19 protein-coding genes are annotated in these 22,319 nt (G+C 64.7%); 12 read left to right on the top strand and 7 right to left on the bottom strand.

What is annotated here, in order from left to right:
• Window positions 1–321: 321 nt before the first annotated feature.
• Together AC1DKR_RS19730 and maiA are read left to right on the top strand one after the other, a co-directional pair.
• Complete coding sequence (locus AC1DKR_RS19730) at window positions 322–1,311, top strand: fumarylacetoacetate hydrolase family protein (RefSeq protein ID WP_478034644.1); 990 nt, start codon at window positions 322–324, stop codon at window positions 1,309–1,311.
• A gap of 14 nt (window positions 1,312–1,325) precedes the next feature.
• The gene (gene maiA / locus AC1DKR_RS19725) at window positions 1,326–1,994 is read left to right on the top strand and encodes a maleylacetoacetate isomerase (protein WP_313250463.1); all 669 of its coding nucleotides are present in this window, start codon (window positions 1,326–1,328) and stop codon (window positions 1,992–1,994) included.
• A gap of 33 nt (window positions 1,995–2,027) precedes the next feature.
• On the opposite strand, the gene AC1DKR_RS19720 is transcribed toward maiA, so the two are convergent.
• The 3 genes from AC1DKR_RS19720 to AC1DKR_RS19710 form a co-directional block, all read right to left on the bottom strand.
• Complete coding sequence (locus AC1DKR_RS19720) at window positions 2,028–3,527, bottom strand: UdgX family uracil-DNA binding protein (protein ID WP_478034640.1); 1,500 nt, start codon at window positions 3,525–3,527, stop codon at window positions 2,028–2,030.
• A complete protein-coding gene (locus AC1DKR_RS19715) occupies window positions 3,508–4,791 on the bottom strand; it encodes a putative DNA modification/repair radical SAM protein (RefSeq protein WP_025878449.1) in 1,284 nt (427 codons plus the stop codon). The genes AC1DKR_RS19720 and AC1DKR_RS19715 overlap by 20 nt, the downstream gene beginning before the upstream one ends.
• A 133-nt stretch (window positions 4,792–4,924) precedes the next feature.
• A complete protein-coding gene (locus tag AC1DKR_RS19710; protein WP_478034634.1) occupies window positions 4,925–6,052 on the bottom strand; it encodes a PilT/PilU family type 4a pilus ATPase in 1,128 nt (375 codons plus the stop codon).
• Window positions 6,053–6,173: 121 nt separating this feature from the next.
• On the opposite strand from AC1DKR_RS19710, the gene AC1DKR_RS19705 reads away from it, so the two are divergent.
• The 10 genes from AC1DKR_RS19705 (at window position 6,174) to AC1DKR_RS19660 (ending at window position 18,173) form a co-directional block, all read left to right on the top strand.
• Window positions 6,174–6,539: a DUF4398 domain-containing protein gene (locus tag AC1DKR_RS19705; protein WP_089238584.1), complete on the top strand. Its 366-nt coding sequence runs from the start codon at window positions 6,174–6,176 to the stop codon at window positions 6,537–6,539.
• Window positions 6,536–7,420: an OmpA family protein gene (locus AC1DKR_RS19700; protein WP_478034629.1), complete on the top strand. Its 885-nt coding sequence runs from the start codon at window positions 6,536–6,538 to the stop codon at window positions 7,418–7,420. Before AC1DKR_RS19705 ends, AC1DKR_RS19700 begins: the two co-directional genes overlap by 4 nt.
• 323 nt (window positions 7,421–7,743) lie before the next feature.
• Window positions 7,744–7,980: an HP1242/YdcH family protein gene (locus tag AC1DKR_RS19695; protein ID WP_025878453.1), complete on the top strand. Its 237-nt coding sequence runs from the start codon at window positions 7,744–7,746 to the stop codon at window positions 7,978–7,980.
• A gap of 303 nt (window positions 7,981–8,283) precedes the next feature.
• Window positions 8,284–9,654, top strand: coding sequence for a pyridoxal-phosphate dependent enzyme (locus AC1DKR_RS19690; RefSeq protein WP_180166682.1), 1,371 nt, complete (start codon window positions 8,284–8,286; stop codon window positions 9,652–9,654).
• Between the two features lie 123 nt (window positions 9,655–9,777).
• A complete protein-coding gene (locus AC1DKR_RS19685; RefSeq protein ID WP_478034624.1) occupies window positions 9,778–10,962 on the top strand; it encodes a cystathionine gamma-synthase in 1,185 nt (394 codons plus the stop codon).
• Window positions 10,962–11,756 carry an ABC transporter permease gene (locus AC1DKR_RS19680; protein ID WP_108264749.1) on the top strand — a complete coding sequence of 265 codons (795 nt, stop codon included), beginning with the start codon at window positions 10,962–10,964 and terminating at the stop codon, window positions 11,754–11,756. Before AC1DKR_RS19685 ends, AC1DKR_RS19680 begins: the two co-directional genes overlap by 1 nt.
• Window positions 11,746–13,101, top strand: a complete 1,356-nt coding sequence (locus AC1DKR_RS19675; RefSeq protein WP_230111679.1) for an ABC transporter ATP-binding protein — start codon at window positions 11,746–11,748, stop codon at window positions 13,099–13,101. Before AC1DKR_RS19680 ends, AC1DKR_RS19675 begins: the two co-directional genes overlap by 11 nt.
• Complete coding sequence (locus AC1DKR_RS19670) at window positions 13,101–16,499, top strand: glycosyltransferase (RefSeq protein ID WP_478034617.1); 3,399 nt, start codon at window positions 13,101–13,103, stop codon at window positions 16,497–16,499. The genes AC1DKR_RS19675 and AC1DKR_RS19670 overlap by 1 nt, the downstream gene beginning before the upstream one ends.
• A 155-nt stretch (window positions 16,500–16,654) precedes the next feature.
• Window positions 16,655–17,125 carry a hypothetical protein gene (locus tag AC1DKR_RS19665; RefSeq protein WP_230111674.1) on the top strand — a complete coding sequence of 157 codons (471 nt, stop codon included), beginning with the start codon at window positions 16,655–16,657 and terminating at the stop codon, window positions 17,123–17,125.
• 52 nt (window positions 17,126–17,177) lie between these two features.
• Window positions 17,178–18,173, top strand: coding sequence for an acyltransferase family protein (locus AC1DKR_RS19660; RefSeq protein ID WP_475279527.1), 996 nt, complete (start codon window positions 17,178–17,180; stop codon window positions 18,171–18,173).
• A gap of 95 nt (window positions 18,174–18,268) precedes the next feature.
• Here AC1DKR_RS19660 and AC1DKR_RS19655 read toward each other — a convergent pair whose 3' ends face one another.
• The 4 genes from AC1DKR_RS19655 to AC1DKR_RS19640 are packed head-to-tail and all read right to left on the bottom strand — an operon-like array spanning window position 18,269 to window position 22,307.
• The gene (locus AC1DKR_RS19655) at window positions 18,269–20,176 is read right to left on the bottom strand and encodes a hypothetical protein (protein WP_230111671.1); all 1,908 of its coding nucleotides are present in this window, start codon (window positions 20,174–20,176) and stop codon (window positions 18,269–18,271) included.
• Complete coding sequence (rffA, locus tag AC1DKR_RS19650) at window positions 20,173–21,306, bottom strand: dTDP-4-amino-4,6-dideoxygalactose transaminase (RefSeq protein WP_230111669.1); 1,134 nt, start codon at window positions 21,304–21,306, stop codon at window positions 20,173–20,175. The genes AC1DKR_RS19655 and rffA overlap by 4 nt, the downstream gene beginning before the upstream one ends.
• On the bottom strand, window positions 21,303–21,959 hold the full coding sequence (locus tag AC1DKR_RS19645) for an SAM-dependent methyltransferase (protein WP_230111667.1): 657 nt from the start codon (window positions 21,957–21,959) through the stop codon (window positions 21,303–21,305). Before AC1DKR_RS19645 ends, rffA begins: the two co-directional genes overlap by 4 nt.
• A gap of 3 nt (window positions 21,960–21,962) precedes the next feature.
• Entirely contained in the window at window positions 21,963–22,307 is a 345-nt protein-coding gene (locus tag AC1DKR_RS19640) for an EamA family transporter (protein ID WP_230111665.1), read from the bottom strand.
• Window positions 22,308–22,319 lie beyond the last annotated feature (12 nt).

Here is a 22,319-nt window from a genome sequence, read left to right as displayed (position 1 = left end):
GTCCGGTTGCAGGGGCCGCTGCAAGTACGTCCATGTAAGCTCGGTCGCGGCATGGATGCCGCGGCCAAGCCCCCAAGGATGGGTTTACGGCGTCCCCGCAATCCGACACCGCCCCGCCCAACCCACAGAAAACCCAGAGCCGGCTGTTGCAGTTGCTTTCGCGGTTGCCTTCGCCTTGGCCGTTGCCTCTGCAGGTGCAGGGTGCAACCCTGCCGACCCCCCCTCCTGCGGTAGGGTGAGGCGATGCCGCGCTGCAGCTTGGCTACGCTGCATATTTGATTACACTTGAAACTTGTTTGCCCACGACTCCGGACACCCACCATGAAGCTTGGTTCCTTGAAGGAAGGCGGCCGCGACGGCACCCTGATCGTCGTCTCGCGTGACCTGCGCCACGGCGTGCGCGCCACCGGCATCGCCGCCACCCTGCAGTTGGCCCTGGAGGACTGGAGCCATCTGGCCCCGCGTCTGAATGCGCTGTATGAGTCGCTCAATGCCGGTGACGCCGATGGCGTGTTCGACCTGGACCCGCAGGCCCTGGCCGCGCCGATGCCGCGCGCCTATGAATTCGTTGATGGCAGCGCCTACCTGCCGCACGTCGAGCGCGTACGTCGCGCCCGCGGCGCCGAGGTGCCGGAGAGCTTCTACAGTGATCCGCTGATGTACCAGGCCACCAGCGCCGGTTTCCATGGCCCGCGCGATGCGGTCAAGGTGGTCAGCGAGGAGTACGGCATCGACCTGGAAGCAGAGATCGTGGTGATCACCGACGACGTACCGATGGCCGCCACCCCGGAGCAGGCCGCCGGCCACATCCAGCTGATCGGCCTGGTCAACGACGTCTCGCTGCGCAACCTGATCCCGGGCGAACTGGCCAAGGGCTTCGGCTTCCTGCAGTCCAAGCCGCGCTCGGCGTTGTCGCCGGTGTTCGTCACTCCCGACGAGCTGGGCGCTGCCTGGCAGGACAGCAAGGTGCACCTGCCGCTGCTGACCCACATCAACGGGACGTGGTTCGGTGCGCCGGAAGCGGGTGTCGACATGCAGTTCAACTTCGCCCAGCTGGTCGCGCACGCGGCGAAGACGCGGCCGCTCAGTGCCGGCACCATCGTCGGCTCGGGCACCATCGCCAACGAAGACACCAGCAAGGGTGCTTCCTGCTTCGCCGAACAGCGGGTGGTGGAAACCCTGCGCGACGGCAAGCCGAGCACGCCGTTCATGTCCTTCGGCGACGTGGTGCGCATCGAGATGCTCGATGCCGCCGGCAACAGCATCTTCGGTGCGATCGAGCAGCGCATCGAACAGGCGGCCAAGCCCTGAGCATGGAGGCGGCGATGGAGATTCCGGTCGACGACGGCATCGTGCTGTACACCTACTGGCGATCCAGCGCCGCCTACCGCGTGCGCATCGGCCTGGCCTTGAAAGGCCTGGCCTTCGAAGCACGACCGGTGCATCTGGTGCGCGACGGCGGCGAGCAGCACCATGACGCCTATCGCGGGCTCAACCCGCAGCAGCTGGTGCCCACGCTGCTGCATGACGGCCACGTGCTGACCCAGTCGCTGGCGATCCTGGAGTATCTGGAAGAGCGGTTCCCGCAGGTGCCGCTGCTGCCGGCCGACGCCGCTGGTCGCGCACGGGTGCGGGCGCTGGCGCAGCTGGTGGCCTGCGACATCCACCCGATCAACAACCTGCGGGTGATGCAGTACCTCGAGCGCGATCTGCAGTTGCCGGCCGATGCACGCACGCGGTGGACCCTGCACTGGATGGCCGAGGGCCTTGCCGCGATGGAAACGATGCTGGCCGACAGCGCTGACACCGGCACGTTCTGCCACGGTGACCGCCCCGGCCTGGCCGACATCTGCCTGTTGCCGCAGCTGTATAACGCGCATCGGTTTGGTCTGGATCTGGCGGCATACCCCACACTGCGCCGCATTGAAGTGGCCTGCCAGCAGCTGGATGCCTTCATCGCTGCACGCCCCGAAAACCAGATCGACGCCGCCTGAAGTGCCGCTGTGCTCGCCGGGCATGACCCGGCGCTACCGGTCTCCGGCGCGCGGTAGCGCCAGGCCATGCCCGGTGGGCGCGGAATCGGCCGCCAGCAGTTGCCGCAGGTCGTCGCGGAACAGCCGGTAGGCGTCCTCGCGCCGCGTCTCATCCTTCTGCCGCAGTACCCAGGCAGGATGCACGGTGGCGTACCCCCGGGTGCCATCCTCGAGCGTGAGCCAGCGGCCACGGTCGCGCGTCAGGTTGAAATCGCGACCGAATACGGACGAGGCCGCCGTGGCGCCGAGACAGACGATCACCTGCGGCTTCACCCGTGCGATCTCGCCCTGCAGCCACGGTCGGCAGGCATGCACATGGCGGCTCTCAGGGCGTTTATGCAGGCGCAGTTTGCCTCGCCGCTCGTGGTGGAAATGCTTCACCGCGTTGGTCAGGTACAGGGCGCTGCGTTCGATGCCCAGTTCCTGCAGCGCACGGTCCAGCAGCTTGCCGGCCGGTCCCGCAAAGGGGCGACCACTCAGGTCCTCGACATCACCGGGCTTTTCGCCCACCAGCATGATGCATGCATCGGCACGACCTTCGCCGAACACGGTCTGGGTCGACGCTTCCCACAGCGGGCACTGCCGGCAGACGGCGGCCTGCTGGCGCAGCGCCTGCAGGCTGCCATTGTCCGCGGCGACATCGGTTGCATCATTCGGCCGTGCGGGAATACGTCGCTGCGGTGCCTGTGCCGGTCGATCATGCATCTCCTGCACGCGGCCGGCTGCGTCGCGAACAAGGCCCGGCAACAGGTGCGCTTCGGGAAGATGCTTCCAGTAACGGGCGGGCATTTCCTGCTGCATCATCCGCGTGTTGAGCCGGGCCGGATTGAAGATGCTGGCGTAATAGGTCTGCCACAGCGTCTCGCGTGCGTCTTCGGCGGGGGCATCGCGACGGCTGCCGCCATCACCGAACGAGAGTGCGCTGCCATCCCAGCGGACACTGCGCGCGGGGGTCAGGATCGCCCAGCGCATGCCGGCAAAACGGCGGGCGAAAAACGGCGCGACCCGGTCGACGATGTTGTGATCGGGCTCGAACCAGGCGATGAACGCATCGGTCTCGCCCGGCACCTCCCGGAAGCGCACGAAGGCCTTCATCTTGTGCATGTCGCGGCGCACCGCCTGCGCCAGCGCCATCAACCGCAGCACATCGGCGTCGGCCGGATTGGACAGCACCGTGCGTTCGCCATGCGCGATGCGCCACAGCAGGCGGTACAGCAGCGGCAGGCGCTGCGGATCGCGATGGCACAGGCAGGTAGCGGCCAGTTCGACGAAGTCGCGCGGCACGTTCGGGACGGTGGCGCCGTCGGGCAGTGGCGCCTGCTGCACCGCCGGCGCGTCCAGCAGCGACGCTTCGCTGCCCGTGATCCAGTCCAGCTGTTCCGGCAGCACGCGGCGCAGCAAGGCCTCACGCGCCGCACCGCGCCAGGCATCCAGCGACCACGGCGGGTCTACGCGCAGCGACCAGCGCTGCAGCTCAGGCAGCGGGCGCGGCATCGAACAGCGAGCCCTGGCGGGGTGGTGGCGCCAGCTTCGCGCGCAGCGCCGCCGGATCATCCAGCGCACTGCGCGGATGGTGGTCGGCCAGCTGCACGAACGGCAGCAGTTTGCTCATCGGCGCCTTCAGTCGTGCAACGTCGGCCACCCGCAGGCGACCGTGGCGGCGTGCCATCAATACGCGCTTGACGTTGCGCACTCCCAGGCCTGGCACCCGCAGCAGCAGCTCCTTCGGCGCAAGGTTCAGGTCCACCGGGAAGCGTTCGGGATGGCGGATCGCCCAGGCCATCTTCGGATCGATGTCCAGATCCAGCATGCCGCCCTGGGTGGTGTCGGTGATCTCCTCCACGCCGTAGCCGTAGAAACGCAGCAGCCAGTCGGCCTGGTACAGACGGTGCTCGCGCTGCAGCGGAGGTGGCTGCAGCGGCAGCTGGCGGCTCGCATCGGGAATCGGGCTGAAGGCGGAGTAGTACACCCGGCGCATGCGGTAGTTGCCGTAGAGGCTGTCGGCACTGGTCAGGATCTGCTGGTCGCTGGCACCGTCGGCGCCGACGATCATCTGCGTGCTCTGCCCGGCGGGTGCAAAGCGGGGAGGGCGAGGACGCGCGCCGCGGCTGGAAACCGGTGCGATCACTGCCGGCGCCTTGCGGGCCTCCTTGGCTTCTTCGATGCGCCAGCGCAGTTCACCCATCGCGCCGCGGATCGATGTGCTGGTCTTTTCCGGTGCGAGGGTGGCCAAGCCCGCCTCGGTGGGCAGTTCGACATTGATCGACAGGCGATCGGCGTAACGACCCGCAGCGGCCAGAAGTTCTGGCGATGCCTCGGGGATCGTCTTCAGGTGGATGTAGCCGGCGTATCGGTGCTCCTCGCGCAGCCGGCGTGCCACCTCCACCATGCGCTCCATCGTGTAGTCCGCGTTGCGGATGATGCCGCTGGAAAGAAACAGCCCTTCGATGTAATTGCGCTTGTAGAAGTCCAGGGTGAGCGTGACCACCTCGTCCACGCTGAAACGCGCGCGCGGCACGTTGCTGGACACCCGGTTCACGCAATAGGCGCAGTCGTACACGCAGAAGTTGGTCAGCAGGATCTTCAGCAGCGACACGCAGCGGCCATCGGGCGTGTAGCTGTGGCAGATGCCCATGCCCTCGGTACTGCCGATGCCGCCGGAGGCGCGCGAATCGCGCTTGCCCGCACCGCTGGAGGCGCAGGACGCGTCGTATTTTGCGGCGTCGGCAAGGATGGCCAGCTTGCGTATGGTTTCCATTGAAGGAACCTACGGACAAGAGGTCTCATTGGATGAGACAGCCGGTGAACAATTCAGCAAACAACGCCGGGCATGGCCCGGCGCTACCAGTGGCGGGCAGGTAGCGCCGGGACATGCCCGGCGGATACCCGTGTCAGAACCCGTGGGTAATGCTCGGCGCGCCAGCCGAGAAGTCCGCATACGGATCATGCTCGCCGCTGCCGCCTTCGGACAGGCGGAACTTCAGCGCCAGCCCATCGCGGGAGTCGGCCGCACGCAGTGCCTCTTCCTGTTCGATGGTGCCGTTCTTGGCCAAGCGGAAGAGGCACTGGTCGAAGCTCTCCATGCCTTCTTCCAGCGAGGCCTCCATTGCTGCCTTGATCTCGTGCACCTGGCCGCGACGCAGCAGGTCGCGGATCATCGGCGTGTTGATCAGCACTTCGGTGGCCGGCAGGCGGCGCCCCTCCTTGTTCTTCACCAGGCGCTGGCTGACCACCGCGCGCAGGTTCAGCGCGAGGTTCATCAGCACGTTCTTGTGGGCGCTTTCCGGGAAGAAGTTGAGGATGCGCTCGATGGTCTGGTCGGCGTTGTTGGAATGCAGTGTGGCCAGGCACAGGTGGCCGGTTTCGGCGAAGGCAATGGCGGCCTCCATCGTTTCCGCATCCAGGATCTCGCCGATCAGGATCACGTCCGGCGCTTCGCGCATCGCGTTCTTCAGCGCGGCGTGGAAGGTGTGGGTATCCAGCCCGACCTCGCGCTGGTTCACGATCGACATCTTGTGCTTGTGCAGGTACTCGATCGGGTCCTCGATGGTGAGGATGTGACCGGTGGTGGTGCTGTTGCGGTGATCGATCATCGACGCCAGCGAGGTGGACTTGCCGGAGCCGGTGGACCCCACCACCAGCACCAGCCCGCGCGGGGTCATGATGACGTCCTTCAGCACCTGCGGCAGGTTGAGCTCTTCGATGCTCGGAATCCTGCTGCGGATGGCGCGGATGACCATGCCCACTTCACCGCGCTGCTTGAACACGTTGACGCGGAAACGCCCGGCATCGGCCAGGGCGATGGCCATGTTGAGCTCCAGCTCGCGCTCGAACTGGGGCACCTGGCCCTCGTCCATCAGCGAGTAGGCGATTTTCTTCACCATTCCCGGCGGCAGGCCGGTATTGCCGAGCGGATACAGCTTGCCCTCGATCTTGATGTAGACCGGCGCGCCGGTGGTCAAGAACATGTCCGAAGCGTTCTTTTCGGTCATCAGCTTCAGGAAGTAGCCGATATCCATTGCGAATTTTCCCCAACGAAACTGCCGGTGCCCGTTGCAAGCACGGTACCGGCTTGACGACAATGGCCGCGAACCGACAACCGGTACGGCCTCCCCAATGAAACGACTTAGCTTCGCACGAATGCGCCACAGCCTGTATGTGATGGCGTTTGCATTCGCACTCTCTGCCCCCGCCTGGGCGCAGGACGGCGCGTTGGAACTGGCGCAGGCCCGGCAGGCGGTGGACAAAGCCACCCAGGCCGATGCCGACCAGTACGCCCCGGACCTGATCGGGCTGGCCCGTCAGGGACTGGAGCAGGCCCAGCGTGCCGCGGGCGACCGCCGCGAGCGCAAGAACGCGCCGGCGATGGCCCTGCGCGCTGCCGTTGACGCCGATCTGGCCCGTGCCCGCAGCGAGGAAGCCACGGCTACCGCACAGCTGCAGCTGCGCCGCAACGAGGTCAACCAGCTGCAACGCCAGTTGTCGACCGGGGAGGACCGCCGATGAAGACCATCTCCGCCCTGACCCTGGCCACGCTGCTGGCCCTGCCGACGCTGGCCCTCGCCGCGGACAACCCGATGGTCGGCCAGCTCAGCCAGCGCCTGCTGTCGATCCAGGCCAATCCGGACACCGCCGAGCTGGGTGCCTTCGAGCGCATGCAGGCGCAGCAGGCCATCGCGACCCTGGAGAAGGCCAAGCGCCGCGACCAGGAACTGGCCACCTACCTGGCCGAGCGCCGGGTCGAGATCGCCGAGACCGCCGTGCGGGCTGCGCTGGCCGCACGTGAGGTCGACCGCCTGGAACGCACCCGCAGCGACCTGCTGATCGAAGCCAGCCGCCGCGATGCCGCCCGCGCCCGCCAGGAAGCCGAGCAGCTGCGGATGCAGGCGCAGATGCAGGCAGAAGAGGCCGAACGCCTGCGCCAGGCGGCCGAGGCCGAGACCCTGGCCCGCCAGGATGCCGAGAACGCCTTGACCAGCGTGGCTGGCAAGCAGCAGCAGCGCCTCAGCTCGGCCCAGCAGAACGCGGCCAAACTGGCCCGTGAGGAAGCCGAGCTGGTCTCGGGGCAGAAGCTGCCGGGGTCGAAGTTCGATGGCCGTGGCGAGGTCTTCACCTTTGCCGGTGACGCCTACGCTGCCGGGGCCTCGAGCCTGTCCGGTGGCGCCCGCAACCAGGCCAAGGCCCTGGCCGAGTACGTGAACATCGGCAAGAAGGGCAGGATCCGCATCGAGGCCTATGACAGTGCCACTGGCGTCGGCCAGAAGCGCGCCGAGGCGCTGCGCGACGCGCTGGTCTCGGCCGGCGTCGCCAGCAGCCGGATCCAGGTCGCTGGCAAGAAGGCCGCTTCGACCCGGGCCCGCTCGGCCGAGGTCGTGATCGCCCCGTAATTGCTTGATATCGTTTGTTTTTCGTTGTGTTGAGTATTCAGCCTGAACCCCGCCTCGGCGGGGTTCGGTCTTTTTGCCGCAGGGGCTTGAACCCGGTCCAGAGCAAGCGTAGGGTCAATTGTCCGGGACGCAATAACGCGGACCGGACGATGGGAGGGCCGGGCCGATGCAAGCAGGGCGCGAACCGCAGCAGATCGACGTGCGCAGGCCAGTGCCGCATGTCGTTGTGGGCACCCATGTGGGCATCGACCGGCACTCCTCCATGAACAACGCCCCGTGCCTTGCGGCCGGGGCGTTCGTGTATCTGTCGAAGGAGGTCCATCATGTTTGAAGATCAGCCCCAGAGCGAGATCGACGCCCGTCGCGCGCGTGATCCGGAGTTCCGGGCACTCCATGACCAGCACCGCAAGTTGAACAAGAAGTGCATGGATGCGGAGTTGGGTGTACTCCCGATCGATGATGTCACCCTGGGTCGAATGAAGCGCGAGAAGCTGCTGGCCAAGCAACGCCTTCTGCGAATGTATGAAACACCGCTCGCAACGTCGTCCCCCACGCATTGACGCACCCCTGTCGTGCCCGGAATGGCATGACCCGGCCATCGATGGCCCCGCCAGGCACTCCTGACCTGGCAACGCGGCGCCGCTGAACGCAGGCGTCGCGCCAAGGCACCACACGCGGTGGTGCCTTGGCCCTGCAGGCACGTCCCCCGATGCGGGCGGTACCGGTCTCCTCGTCGATCCGGGGCCGTCCGCATCCCTTTTTGGGCGGGCTGTCGCCTTGGCATCGAACCGGCCTGACTTTCGTCGCCATCCGTCGGATAATCATCGGTCCGGCCCTGCGTGGCGCGAACCGAAGTCCCCCGAATGCCCATCCATTCTTCCGTCCTCGAACTCATCGGCCAGACCCCGATCGTCAAGGCCCAGCGCCTGGATGCAGGCGTCTGCGAGCTCTACCTGAAGCTCGAAAGCGCCAACCCGGGCGGGTCGATCAAGGATCGCATCGGTCTGTCGATGATCGAGGCGGCAGAAAAGCGCGGCGACCTGAAGCCCGGCGCCACCCTGGTCGAAGGCACCGCCGGCAATACCGGCCTGGGCCTGGCACTGGTGGCCCAGCAGAAGGGCTACAAGCTGATCCTGGTGGTGCCGGACAAGATGAGCCGGGAGAAGATCTTCAACCTGAAGGCGATGGGTGCCGAAGTGCGCCTGACCCGCTCGGACGTGGCCAAGGGCCACCCGGAGTACTACCAGGACCTGGCCAAGACCATCGCCGAGCAGACCCCGGGCGCGTACTTCATCAACCAGTTCGGCAACCCGGACAACCCGGCCGCACACGAATTCGGCACCGGCCCGGAGATCCTCGAGCAGATGGGCGGCGATCTGGATGCCATCGTGTTCGGCTGTGGCAGCTCCGGCACCATGACCGGCCTGTCGCGCGCCTTCGCCACGCTGTCGCCGAAGACCGAGCTGGTGCTGGCCGATCCGGTCGGCTCGATCCTGGCCGAGTACATCAATGACGGCGTGCTCAACGACAAGTCGGGCAGCTGGCTGGTGGAAGGGATCGGCGAGGACTTCCTGCCCTCGATCTCCGACTTCAGCCGGGTGAAGCAGGCCTACGCCATCACCGACGCCGAGAGCTTCCACACCGCGCGCGAGCTGCTGGCCAAGGAGGGCATCCTTGGCGGTTCCTCCACCGGCACCCTGCTGGCGGCGGCGCTGAAGTACTGCAAGGCGCAGACCACGCCGAAGAAGGTGCTGGTGCTGGTCTGCGATACCGGCAACAAGTACCTGTCGAAGATGTACAACGACTACTGGATGCTGGACAACGGCTTCCTTGAGCGCCCGCAGCACGGCGACCTGCGCGACCTGATCCTGCGCCCGTATGGCCAGCGCGACACCGTGGTGATCGGCCCGAACGACCTGCTGACCACCGCCTACCAGCGCATGAAGCTGTACGACGTGTCGCAGCTGCCGGTGATGGATGGCGACCAACTGGTCGGCATCGTCGACGAAAGCGACGTGCTGCTGCATGTCTATGGCGATGAAGCACGCTTCCGCGACCCGGTGGCCACCGCCATGGTCAGCAAGCTGGACCGCCTGGATGTGAAGTCGCCCATCGAGGCGCTGCTGCCGGTGTTCGACCGTGGCCAGGTGGCCATCGTGATGGATGGTGATGCCTTCCTCGGCCTGATCACCCGCATCGATCTGCTGAATTACCTGCGTCGGCGCGTTCAGTAAGGCGTTTATCGCCGCAGATCGCTGCTGAATCCCGGTTTATCCGCGTCAAAGCTCGTTAAGGCCGCGCTGATAGACTCCCGCTCCTTCGACGGCGCCGGTCATCGGCGCCAATCAGGAAACGACATGTCCAACGCTTCTTCCCCGGACCGCGCGCTGGCGCTGGCCACCCTGGCCATCCATGGCGGCCAGTCGCCCGACCCGAGCACCGGCGCGGTGATGCCGCCGATCTACGCCACCTCGACCTATGCGCAGTCCAGCCCGGGCGAGCATCAGGGCTTCGAGTACTCGCGCACGCACAATCCGACCCGCTTCGCCTACGAGCGTTGTGTGGCTTCGCTGGAAGGCGGCACCCGCGGCTTCGCCTTTGCTTCGGGCATGGCCGCCAGCTCGACGGTGATCGAACTGCTGGATGCCGGCAGCCACGTGGTGGCGATGGACGACATCTATGGCGGCAGCTTCCGCCTGTTCGAGCGTGTGCGTCGCCGCACCGCCGGGCTGGACTTCAGTTTTGTCGACCTGACTGATCTGGCGGCGTTCGAAGCGTCGATCACGTCGAAGACGAAGATGGTGTGGATCGAGACGCCCACCAACCCGATGCTGAAGATCGTCGACATCGCCGCGGTCGCCGCCATCGCCAAGCGCCATGGCCTGATCGTGGTGGTCGACAACACCTTCGCCTCGCCGATGCTGCAGCGTCCGCTGGAGCTGGGCGCGGACCTAGTGCTGCACTCGGCCACCAAGTACCTCAATGGCCACTCGGACATGGTGGGTGGCATGGTCGTGGTCGGTGACAACGCCGAACTGGCCGAGCAGATGGCCTTCCTGCAGAATTCGGTGGGTGGCGTGCAGGGTCCGTTCGACAGCTTCCTGGCGCTGCGCGGCCTGAAGACCCTGCCGCTGCGCATGAAGGCGCACTGCGCCAACGCGATGGCGCTGGCACAGTGGCTGGAAAAGCACCCGGCGGTGGAAAAGGTGATCTACCCGGGCCTGGCCTCGCACCCGCAGCATGCGCTGGCGGGCAAGCAGATGAACGGCTACGGCGGCATCGTCTCGATCGTGCTGAAGGGCGGTTTCGAAGCGGCCAAGCGCTTCTGCGAGAAGACCGAACTGTTCACCCTGGCCGAGTCGCTGGGTGGGGTGGAAAGCCTGGTGAACCACCCGGCGGTGATGACACATGCCTCGATCCCGGTGGCACGCCGCGAGCAACTGGGCATCAGCGATGCGCTGGTGCGGCTGAGCGTGGGTGTCGAGGACCTGGGGGATCTGCAGGTGGATCTGGAACGGGCGCTGACGCAGAAGGTCGGCTGATGGGGATTCTCTCGGTATTCGGCAAGCATCGCTCGCTGACCTTCGAGCTGAGCCAGCGCGAAGTCCTGGGCCGTTACCGCGGCGCCAGTTTTGGTCTGCTGTGGTCGCTGATCAGTCCTTTCCTGATGCTGTTGGTCTATACCCTGGCTTTCGGCTTCGTCATGAAGGGGCGTTGGCCGGGCTCCACCGGTTCGACCACCGATTTCGCCCTGATCCTGTTCGCGGGCCTGACCGTGCACGGCTTCTTCGCCGAGTGCTTCACCCGCGCACCGCAGTTGATCGTTTCCAATACCGGCTATGTGAAGCGGGTGGTGTTCCCGCTGGATATCCTTGTCTGGAGCATGACCTTCTCGGCATTGTTCCACCTGTTGATGAACATGGTGGTGCTGCTGCTGCTGCAATTGTTCATCAAGGGCAGCGTTCCGGCCACGGCAGCCCTGCTGCCGCTGGTGGTGATGCCGCTGGTGATCCTGACGGTGGGCATCGGCTGGATCGTGTCATCGCTGGGTGTCTACCTGCGCGACATCGGCCAGATCGCCGGCGTGATCGCGGCAGCGATGCTGTTCCTGTCATCGGCCATCGTGCCGGTTGAATCCGTACCCGAAAGCTACCGCATCGTGTTCGAACTGAACCCGCTGACTTTCATCATCGACCAGGTGCGCGAAGTGGTGATCTGGGGCCGTATGCCCGACTGGGCAGGGCTTGGCATCTACACGCTCATCGCCTGCACGGTCGCCCTGCTGGGCCATCGCATGTTCAACAAGCTGCGCGTGGGTTTTGCCGATGTCCTCTGACCGTATCGACAATGACGTCGTCATCGACGTACAGGGCGTGGGCAAGTCGTACCACATGTACGAGCGTCCCTCGCACCGTCTCCTGCAGGCCCTGGCGGGCAAGCGCAAGTCCTTCTACAAGGATTTCTGGGCACTGCGTGGTGTCAGTTTCTCGATCCGTCGTGGGCAGACCGTGGGCATCGTCGGTCGCAACGGCTCGGGCAAATCCACGCTGCTGCAGATGATCGCCGGTACCCTCAACCCGACCGAAGGCCACATCACGGTCAAGGGTCGCGTGGCGGCGCTGCTGGAGCTTGGTAGTGGTTTCAACCCGGAATTCACCGGGCGCGAGAATGTCTATCTCAACGCCACGATCCTGGGCCTGACCCGGCCCCAGATCGAAGCGCGCATGGACAGCATCCTTGCCTTCGCCGACATCGGTGAGTTCATTGACCAGCCGGTGCGCAGCTACTCCAGCGGCATGTCGGTGCGGCTGGCCTTCGCGGTGATCGCCCACGTCGATGCCGACATCCTGATCATCGATGAGGCGCTTGCCGTAGGCGATGCCTTCTTCTCGCAGAAGTGCATGCGTTTCCTGCGCGAGTTCCAGAAGAACGGCACGCTGCTGTTCGTCAGCCACGATGCGGCGGCGGTGACCAACCTCTGCGAGAGTGCGGTATGGCTCCAGAATGGTCAGATGCGCCTGTCCGGTACGTCGCAGCAGGTGATCGAGGCGTACATGACCGAGCAGCATGTGGTTGGACGCCGCGAATCTGGTGCGGACGAGGTTGTGGTCGAACGGAAGCAGAGGCGCTTGGCTGGCGATGCTCCGGACTTCCGTCAGCAGGCCCTGCTGGAGGCCGGCGCAAGCAACCGTATCGCGCTTTTCCAGTTCGACCCTGACAATGTCGGGCAGGAGTTTGGTGCCCAAGGCGCACGCATCATTGATGTGGCGCTCACCGACGAACATGGCGCGCCGCTGGGCATGGCCGAAGGCGGCGAGCTGGTGCGTCTGCGCATCCGCGTCGAGCTGTTGCAGGCGCTGGACAGCCTTATCGTCGGCTTCTATGTCAAGGATCGTCTGGGCCAGCGCCTGTTCGGTGACAACAGTTACTTCGCCTGCAAGGATGCACCCGTGGGTGGCATGCCAGGCGAGTGCATTGCAGCCTCGTTCCTGTTCCGCATGCCGGTGATGCCTTCCGGCTCCTACATGATCGATGCAGCGGTGGCCTCCGGCGACCAGCACGACCACACACAGCAGCACTGGATCCATGACGCGCTGGAATTCCGCGCGATCGACGAGACCATGCGGTTTGGCCTGGTGGGCTTGCCCATGCTGGCCATCGATGTCAACAAGGAATCCTGATGATCGAGTTTACCGGCGAACGTTTCGTCCCCACCGAACACGGTGTGATCCGCCAGGAGCATCTGCACCGGTACGCCTGGTGCCTGCCGCTGGTCGCGGGCAAGGATGTGCTCGACGTTGCCAGCGGCGAAGGCTACGGTAGCGCGATGCTGGCCGGCGGTGCGCGGTCGGTGCGCGGCGTGGACATTTCGCCCGAGGCAGTCGCTCATGCGGCGGAGCGCTACGCCGATGTGTCCAACCTGCGTTACCTGCAGGGCTCGGCGGCCGCGATCCCGCTGCCCGATGACTGCGTGGATGTGGTGGTGTCTTTCGAGACGATCGAACACCTGTACGAGCAGGAAGAGATGATGTCCGAAATCCGCCGCGTGCTGCGGCCGGATGGTGTGATGGTCATGTCTTCGCCGAACAAGGAGGTGTACTCCGATCGCGCCGGCTACCACAACGAGTACCACGTCAAGGAACTGTACCTGGAGGAGTTCCAGGCGCTGGTAGCGCGCCATTTCCCGGCGTCGCGCCTGTGCGGGCACCGGATGTCGGTCTGCTCGACGATCACGTCGCTGGATGGTGGCCCGGACCAGAAGGTCTACCAGGCCTTGACCGATACCGGAGAAGGGGTAATGGAACGCGCGGCGGTCATCCCCGACGCGGTCTATTTCGTCGTTGTCGCTGCGGCCGCCCCTTCGCTGTTGCCGCAACTGCCTGCATCCGTACTGTATGCCGAAGCAGAGGATCTGTACGCGCATCACCATGAGGTGGCGCGCTGGGCGCAGGCCCAGGATGCAGAGATCGGCGAACTGCGTGGCCACGTGGTGCGCGAGCAGTCGGTCGTGGCAGAACTGCATGGGTGCCTTGAGGCGCTGCGCGGACAGGAGCAGAGCCAGCGCGCGCTGGTCGACTCGCTTCATGACGAACTGTCGGGCGAAAGAGCCAGGGCCGAGCGGCTGGAAGCTGCGATGGCTGAGATCTGGGACGCGCGCGCAGGTCTTCAACAAAGGCTTAATGCAGTGACCGGCCTGACGGATGCGGCGCGTCAGGCACTGCAGCAGCACCATCAGCAGATCCAGCACCTGATGGAGCGTTCCGGTGTGGGCCATGCAGACACCGTACAGGACCTGGAAGGCGGCGCAGACGCAGACGAAGTGTCTGCACTGCTGAAGTCCTACAGGGCCGAACTCCATGGGCTGCAGCAACTCACCGCGTCGCTGATCAATTCCCGATCCTGGCGCATCACCAAGCCCTTGCGTCTGGCCGGTCGCGTGCTGCGGGGTGAGTGGCGCACGGTGCTGCATTCGCTGCGCGCATCCGGACTGGCGCGCCATCCGCTGCTCAAGCCGATGGTTCCGATGGCCAAGAGGATGCTGCTGCGGCAGGAGGCCTCTGCGCCGGCGCCACTTGAAGGACTGCTGCTGGACGATGTCATGCGCGACCCGCAGGCGATCCAGAAGGATGTGCGCTTTGCAGAGGTCGAGAATCCGGTTGTCAGTATCGTGGTTCCTACCTACGGCAACTACGAGCAGAGCCTCGCATGCGTGGCGTCCATTGCCCGTGTCGGCGCGAAGGTTTCCTTCGAGGTGCTGGTGCTGGAGGACGCCTCCGGCGATCCCAGGATCGATGCGTTGTCAACGATTCCCGGCCTTCGCTACCACGTCCATGCAAAGAACCTGGGTTTCCTGCGCTCCTGCAACCAGGCGCTGAGCCTGGCCAGGGGCCGCTATGTCTATCTGCTCAACAACGACACCGAAGTGCGGCCGGGTTGGCTGGATGCCTTGGTCGATGTCTTCGAAAGCCATCCCGATGCTGGCCTGGTGGGTTCCAAGCTGGTGTATCCGGACGGGCGCCTGCAGGAGGCTGGCGGCATCGTCTGGTCTGATGGCAGCGCATGGAACCACGGCCGGCTGCAGGATCCGACATGTCCGGCCTACAACTACCTGAAGGAAGTCGACTATGTGTCCGGCGCATCGATCATGCTGCCGATGGCGCTCTTCCAGGAGCTGGGTGGCTTTGACGAGCACTTCGCACCGGCGTACTACGAAGACACCGACATTGCCTTCCGCGTGCGCGCACGCGGGCTGAAGGTCTACATGCAGCCGGCATCGGTGGTCGTGCACTATGAAGGTGTTTCCAGCGGCACCGACGAAGGCAGCGGCGTAAAGGCGTGGCAGGCAATCAATCGCGAGAAGTTCCTCGCCCGTTGGAAGGCCACGCTTGAACAGGGCCAGTTTGCCAATAGCGAGAATGTCTTCCTTGCACGCGATCGCTCGCGCAGCAAGCGCCACGTGCTGGTGGTCGATCACTACATCCCGCAACCGGACCGAGACGCTGGCTCGCGTGCGACCTGCCAGGTAATGCACACGCTGCTGCAGGAGGGCTGCCAGGTGACGTTCTGGCCGGCAAACGCCTACCTCGATGCGGTCTATGCGCCCCCCCTGCAGCGTGCTGGCATCGAAGTGATGTACGGCGCGGATTGTGTCGGGGTGGACGGTTTCGACGCGTGGATGGCCAGCAACGGGCGCTACCTGGACGCGGTGATCCTCAACCGGCCGCACGTATCGGCAGAACTGGTCGCCAGCGTGCGTCGGCACAGCAAGGCGACCTTGGTCTATTACGGCCACGACATCCATCACCTGCGAATGCAGCAGCAGTTGCAGCTGCAGCCCGATCCCGCACTCGCGCGCGAGGCCGAGCGTTTCCGTGATTTCGAACACGCGCTCTGGCAGGAAACCGACGTGGTGCTGTACCCGTCGAGTGACGAAACCACCCACGTCCGCGACTGGCTGGCGAGCAAGGCACCGGATGCGGCCGTTCGTGCGGAAACCATTCCGCTCTATGCCTTTGAGCCGGTTGTCGACGCCGATGTGCCGGAAGCGAAGGAGCGACGGGATATCCTGTTCGTGGCCGGTTTCGCGCATGCGCCGAACGTGGATGCAGCGCGATGGTTCGTTGACCAGGTCCTGCCACTGGTGCAGGCGCAGTTGCCGGCAGTGCGTGTGAGTCTGGTCGGGTCCAACCCGCGTCCGGAGATACTGGCCATGTCGTCCGACAACATCGACGTTACCGGCTATGTAAGCGACGAGGTGCTGGAGGGCTGGTACCGCAAGGCTCGAGTTTCAGTGGCACCGCTGCGTTTCGGTGGCGGGGTCAAGGGCAAGGTGCTGGAGAGCCTGCGACATGGCCTGCCCTGTGTGACCACTTCGGTCGGCATGCAGGGCCTGGGCGAGGCAGCCACCTTCATGCCAGCGGCCGATGATGCCGCCGGCATGGCAGCACATATCGTGCTGCTGCTACAGGACGACGTGCGTTGGCAGCAGGTATCGGACGATGGCCGCAGATTCATCGACCGGCACTATTCGGATGATGCCCTGCGGCGGATCCTGTCCAAGGCCATTGCAGCTCGCTGAGCATCCACAACCCCGCCGGTGAGCGGCACCGGCGGGCCCTGGTCCATGGTTTTGTGGGCCACGCAGGCAAGCGAACACGGGCTTTACGCTGCCGGTCGCATGCGTGAAAATGCGTCGTCTTCGCCTCGGTTGATGGCGATCTCTAGGAGCATTCCATGCGGACTCAATCGCGTGCGCTGTGGGTCTGCGCACTGGTGCTGACATTGGTAGGCTGTTGTGATGAAGCCGGACGGCGACGCGCTGGCGCGGCCGGAACCGCACCCGAAGTGCCCGGCCTGCAGGCTGCGGTGACCGACGCATCTGTTGCCGGAATGAGCCTGGTCCATGCAAGTGTGCATGGCATGTCGGTCCAACCGAAGGTAATCAAGCTTGATTGCCGGGGTGCGGCCGGATCGTCCGCCGAAGTACAGGTTGTATGGGCGTCCGAGGTCGCAGGTGTGTCTTTCGTTAAAACTACTGTGGGCAGTCTGACCCAGGCGCCGAAGGTCTGGGTCGAAGGTGGTGCCGCAGGCAACGAGGTCACGGGGCCATGGATCAATGACGGTTCCGAGTTGACCCTGAGCGACGGCAACGGTCGGATTCTGGCCACCATCCGTGCCGTGGCTACGGCCTGTCCGTCCCCTTGATCGGGGCGGACCTGCACAACCTTTTCCTGCCCACCGGAGCCGTATCTTGAAAATGCCTGTCTTTGGATTCGGTGCGAGCCGTTTCGTGCTTGCGTCGCTGGTGGCAGCCTCGCATCTGTGGTCAAACATGCCGCACGGCTATGCGGCCTATGCGGTGTGGGCGTTCTTCGTGCTCAGCGGCTTTCTCATGACCCTGGTGCTGACGACCAAGTACGGCTTTGACGGTGCAGGCCTGAAGGCGTACGCGTTCAACCGCTTCATGCGCATTTTCCCGCTCTACTGGCTGGCCGCGATCATGGGCCTGCTTACGCTCTGGTACTACGGCAGCGTGGGTATCGATCTTCGTCCCATCAACGGCGAGTTCCACATGCCGCGCGGTCTGCAGGACTGGGCTTATGTGGTCACCCTGTTCCCGGGCATCACTCGCGGTGGCCTTCCGGTGCCGGTCGCCAACGCGCTGGCCATCGAAGTGGGTTTCTATCTCTTGATGCCGATGATGGCGACCTCGCGAGGTGCGGCGGCACTCGGCGTGGTCATTGGCGCGTTGATCAACCTCAAGCTGGGCATTCATCAGGACAGTTTCGGCGAGCGTTACGCCACGTTCCTGCCGTGCCTTCTGCCCTTCGCGGTCGGCGCGCTGGTCTGCCAGTACCGTGAATCGCTGGCGCGCATCCGTATGCCCTTCATCAGTTGCGCGGCGTGGCTGCTGCATGGTGCAGTATGGTTCTTCGTGCCCAGCTGGCCGTGGGACTGGGGCCTGTACGCGTCGCTGCTGCTGTCGGCGTGGATGGTGGTATCGCTGCATCAGCAGCGCGGGGGCAAGCTGGACAAGATGCTGGGCGACCTCAGCTATCCGGTCTACCTGATCCACACCACGGTGGCGGCCTGGTTTGTCTGCGCCTGCGGCTTCACCCGTCCGTTCACCACGTTCTTCCTGCCTGCATTTGCAGCCACTGTTGCATTGTCGTGGCTGATCGTCGTCTTGATCGACCGCCCGCTTTCACGCCTGAAGCGCAAGCCGCCGGCACATGTGGTTGAGGCGCACTAGAGAAAGCTGCGCAGTACTGGCAGGGCGGCAACAAAAATGCCGGCGCGAATCCCGCGCCGGCATTTTGTTGGTTCTCCGGGCTGATCCCAGCGGGGTCAGTGCACCGGTGCCTCTGCAGGACAGGCCGGCAGCTCGATCTGCTGCTGGGTAAGGACGCCTTGGCTGTCGGAGCGGACCAGCGACAGCAAGGAGTGGTCCGGCAACGCGTGTTCGACCGTAAGTGTCGTTTCCTGTGACGTCGTGCTGGCCAGCAACGTTCGCTGTGCACCCACCGAGTCCACCCACAACTGCGCGCCGAAAGGCGCCAGGTTCCGGGTATCAAACTGGATGTGCACCGGCTGTGCTGCACCGCGCCCGCTGCAACTGCCAGTCACTGGAGTGGCCACCAGCGTAGCCTGCGCTGATGCCTGCATGATGCGCTGGTCGAAACGCTGTTCCTGCGTGGTGCCTGGCCAGAAACCGGGCACCGTGGCCAGTGACGGGTAGAGGCGATTACGGATCTGGAACCGGTTGGAAAAGATGTTCAGCTGCTTGTCCTCCAGCAGCGAGATCAGTTTCACCCGCTGTTCCTCGGGATAGCCGCATACGGTCATGATGTCCGGGCAGGCCGCCGGCGGGTTGCGCGGGTCGGTTGCCAGCCGTTGCATGGCCAGTGCCGTGTTCTGCCAATAGGGAATCAGGTAGTGCGGCAGTTTCCAGTTGTAGACCGACGCTTGCCATTGCACGCCGAGCAGGCCGGCGATCAACAGCATGATGGCGCCACGCTCGATCACGCCAGTCCTCGTCGAGGCGGGCGACGTCGGGCGCGTGAGGCGATGGTGGAACATCACCGCGATGGCCACCAGGTTGATCTGGTAGGACATGACATACCGCGGCTGGTGCAGATAGTTCCAGTCGAACGCAGGCACCCTGCTCAAGATGATGCCCGCGGTCAGGGCATACGCCACCAGCATTAGGAACGTGGCCATGGCCAACGTACGGTCATAGGCGCGTGCACGCCAGGCACCGAATACGGTCACCCAGAAGAACACCTGCAGAGCGAGCACTACGGCGGCACAAACCAAGGCTGCCTTGCCGGTGCTGTCGGGGAAGCGCGAGGCAAGCAGCTGCAGGTGCACCAGGCTGTCGGAGAAGGGGATCAACAGCCCGCTGAAGGCGTCAGCGGTAAACAGCGATTCGACCAGGCCACGGCTGGGGAGCAGTACGGCCGAGCCAGTGCCTGCGTGCTGCGCGACCCACCACAGAAACACGCGCGCCAGGATGAGGCCGCCCACGCCGGCAGCCAGAATCCTGAGCTTGTTGCCTCGCGAGCAGTTCAGCATCGGTACGCAGGCAAGCGCTGCGGCGATCACCAGCACCAGTGCGATCTCGTCGGTGCACAGACCCAGCAGGAGGGTCGCAAGCAGCACCAGCACTGGCCTGGCTTTCTCCAGCTCGCTCATCACCAGCGAGAAGTACAGCGTGCCCAGCAGCAGCGGGATGTACCCGAGTGTCGCCAGCGGCCAGGTGAAGATGTTGGAACTGTTGAGCGACAGGCCAAGCGCGAATACCAGCCCGATGCACAGCCACGAGAACGCGTTGCGCAGGGAATCAGCCTGGGGCTGGCGCGTCATCTCGCGGGAAATGGCCCAGCACCAGGCGATGCCGATGGCAATGCCTATCAAACCCTCGATGCGGAAGTCCAGATCGAAGTACTTGGTGTGAAACAGCAGCACCAGCTTCTGCAGGGGCTGCGCGTGATCACCTGCACCGCGCTGCATGAACAGGTCGAAGAAGGTCAGCGAACCATCGAGATAGCGCGGCAGGAACTTCTCGAGGAAATACCACGCGTCCGACTGCACAAGCGGCGTAGCAACGGCGTCGCTGTACAGCAGGGCATTTGCCGACGCAGCGATCACCAGCAGAATGCCGAAGGCACGCAGGACCGGGGCCATCGGCGCTGTCACTGGAAACGACAGCGCCGTTTCGTGGCGCGCGGCACGTGTCTTCGATACTTCATTCATGCGTACTGCCTCAGTGCCGCGTCGGCCGCCTCCATCACTGCATCCAGCTGCGGCTCAACACCGATCCAGAGGGGCATGCGCACCAACCGGATGCTGATATCGTCGGTGACGTGCATGGCCGAGCCTGTACGCCCATGGGAGATCCCCGCCGGGGAGGAATGCAGCGGGATGTAGTGGAATACGGACTGCACACCGCGTGCCTTCAGTTCCTGGATGAACTGCGTCCGTGCCTCCAGCGAGGGCAACAGCATGTAATACATGTGCGCATTGTGGCTGCAGTGGGCCGGTATGGTCGGCCGTACCAGGCGGCCTGCAGCCTCATGCGGTGCTGCCCAGGCGTGGTAACGCTCCCAGATCGCCAGGCGGCGGGCGGTGATGTCCTCGGCCGCATCCATCTGCGCGGCCAGGAAGGCGGCAGTGATCTCGCCGGGGAGGAACGAGGAACCCACATCCACCCAGGTGTACTTGTCGACCTGGCCGCGGAAGAAGCGGCTGCGGTTCGTGCCCTTTTCGCGAATGATCTCGGCACGCTCGGCGTGGGTGTGGTCGCGGCACAACAACGCGCCGCCTTCGCCGGAAATGATGTTCTTGGTTTCGTGGAAGCTCAGGGCGCCGAGATCGCCGAGGGTGCCCAGCGGCCGGCCCTTGTAGGTGGACATGATGCCCTGAGCGGCATCCTCGACCACCGCCAAGCCATGGCGCGCGGCAATGGCCAGGATCTCGTCCATTTCGCACGATACACCGGCGTAATGCACCACGCAGATGGCCTTGGTACGCGGGGTGATGGCCGCTTCGATCAGCGCCTCATCGATGTTCAGCGTGTCCGCGCGGATGTCCACGAACACCGGCACCGCCCCACGCAGCACGAATGCATTGGAGGTCGAGACAAACGTGTAGGACGGCATGATCACTTCGTCGCCGTCTTCAAGGTCCAGCAGCAGGGCTGCCATTTCCAGGGCGGCGGTGCACGAGTGGGTCAGCAGCGAGGCGCTGGCGCCGGTGCGCGCATTGAGCCACTCATGGCATTGCTTGGTGAAGGGACCATCGCCGCTGAGATGCCCATTGGCATGCGCATGGGTGATGTTGACCAGTTCCTGGCCAGTCATGAACGGCTTGTTGAAAGGAATCACTGCTGCTCCTGATCGTGGCTGGCGTCGGCCTCGCGCACGCATTCCATGATGTAGTGTGTATAGGGGACGAAAAGCATATCGCTTCTGACCTGGCCTTTGACCACCCCGAACTCTGCCTCGGCGAGGGCATGGTAGGCGGACGGTGTGCGGATGCTCTGGCCACGATCGCGGGCGATCAGGCCGTGGGCGATGGCCGACTGGCCATCGACGTAGGCACCGTCGAGCGAGATGAAACGGCCGCCCGGCTTGAGGGCGGCATGTGCGGTGCGCATCAGCGCCCGCGCGTGTGAATCGTCAAGGTGGTGCAGGATGCCGATGGCCAGCACGAGGTCGGCCTTCTGCTGCTCCTGACCCACCTTGTAGTCGGCCACATCCATGCATTCGAAGCGCGCGCGGTCACCAAAGCGCTTCCGTGCGGCATCGATATAGTCCTGGGACAGATCGAACCCGACGTAGCGCAGGCCCGCGGGCAGCTGGCTGAAAAGTTCGCCGGTACCGCAGCCGATATCGAGGACATGATCACCCTGGCGGGGGCGGATATGGTCGCGGATCAGCCGTGCACGGGAACGACGGGCGCCCAGCAGGTTCTGCAGCAGGTCGTAGACCGCCGGGTGTGAAAGCACTGCGTGCAACCCATCGGTCTTCTGCGACATGGTTCAGGCTCCGGAGCGAGACAGGACAATGACGCCCAGGATGATCAAGGCGGTGCCGGCGATCTTATGCGAGTCGAAGGACTCGCGGAAGAGCAGTACCGCAAGGGTTGCCACCAGTGGGAAACTCAATGCGGTGAACGGGTAGGCCTTGCTCAGCGGCATCCGGCCGATGGCCGCCATCCAGCACAGCGAAGCGCCGAATGCCGCGGCGAAGGCGCTGATCACCCAGGGATTGAGCAGCAGGGTGATGATCGCACGCAGGTTCAGGCCGTCGATGGTCGACCCGGGATTGAGGCTGACCTGCCACTTCAGCATGAGCTGGCCATAGACGGTCAGCAGGATGGTCAAGGCAATGAAAAC

The organism is Stenotrophomonas sp. 01N47, assembly GCF_056399165.1.
The sequence above is the reverse complement of the archived record's forward strand: the minus strand, read 5'-3'. Positions and strand labels throughout refer to the sequence as shown.

Excerpts from the sequence above, each read along its gene's own strand:
- AC1DKR_RS19730 (WP_478034644.1), top strand. The coding sequence starts at position 322 with ATGAAGCTTGGTTCCTTGAAGGAAGGCGGCCGCGACGGCACCCTGATC.
- maiA (WP_313250463.1), top strand. The coding sequence starts at position 1,326 with ATGGAGATTCCGGTCGACGACGGCATCGTGCTGTACACCTACTGGCGA.
- AC1DKR_RS19720 (WP_478034640.1), bottom strand. The coding sequence starts at position 3,527 with ATGCCGCGCCCGCTGCCTGAGCTGCAGCGCTGGTCGCTGCGCGTAGAC.
- AC1DKR_RS19715 (WP_025878449.1), bottom strand. The coding sequence starts at position 4,791 with ATGGAAACCATACGCAAGCTGGCCATCCTTGCCGACGCCGCAAAATAC.
- AC1DKR_RS19710 (WP_478034634.1), bottom strand. The coding sequence starts at position 6,052 with ATGGATATCGGCTACTTCCTGAAGCTGATGACCGAAAAGAACGCTTCG.
- AC1DKR_RS19705 (WP_089238584.1), top strand. The coding sequence starts at position 6,174 with ATGCGCCACAGCCTGTATGTGATGGCGTTTGCATTCGCACTCTCTGCC.
- AC1DKR_RS19700 (WP_478034629.1), top strand. The coding sequence starts at position 6,536 with ATGAAGACCATCTCCGCCCTGACCCTGGCCACGCTGCTGGCCCTGCCG.
- AC1DKR_RS19695 (WP_025878453.1), top strand. The coding sequence starts at position 7,744 with ATGTTTGAAGATCAGCCCCAGAGCGAGATCGACGCCCGTCGCGCGCGT.
- AC1DKR_RS19690 (WP_180166682.1), top strand. The coding sequence starts at position 8,284 with ATGCCCATCCATTCTTCCGTCCTCGAACTCATCGGCCAGACCCCGATC.
- AC1DKR_RS19685 (WP_478034624.1), top strand. The coding sequence starts at position 9,778 with ATGTCCAACGCTTCTTCCCCGGACCGCGCGCTGGCGCTGGCCACCCTG.
- AC1DKR_RS19680 (WP_108264749.1), top strand. The coding sequence starts at position 10,962 with ATGGGGATTCTCTCGGTATTCGGCAAGCATCGCTCGCTGACCTTCGAG.
- AC1DKR_RS19675 (WP_230111679.1), top strand. The coding sequence starts at position 11,746 with ATGTCCTCTGACCGTATCGACAATGACGTCGTCATCGACGTACAGGGC.
- AC1DKR_RS19670 (WP_478034617.1), top strand. The coding sequence starts at position 13,101 with ATGATCGAGTTTACCGGCGAACGTTTCGTCCCCACCGAACACGGTGTG.
- AC1DKR_RS19665 (WP_230111674.1), top strand. The coding sequence starts at position 16,655 with ATGCGGACTCAATCGCGTGCGCTGTGGGTCTGCGCACTGGTGCTGACA.
- AC1DKR_RS19660 (WP_475279527.1), top strand. The coding sequence starts at position 17,178 with ATGCCTGTCTTTGGATTCGGTGCGAGCCGTTTCGTGCTTGCGTCGCTG.
- AC1DKR_RS19655 (WP_230111671.1), bottom strand. The coding sequence starts at position 20,176 with ATGAATGAAGTATCGAAGACACGTGCCGCGCGCCACGAAACGGCGCTG.
- AC1DKR_RS19645 (WP_230111667.1), bottom strand. The coding sequence starts at position 21,959 with ATGTCGCAGAAGACCGATGGGTTGCACGCAGTGCTTTCACACCCGGCG.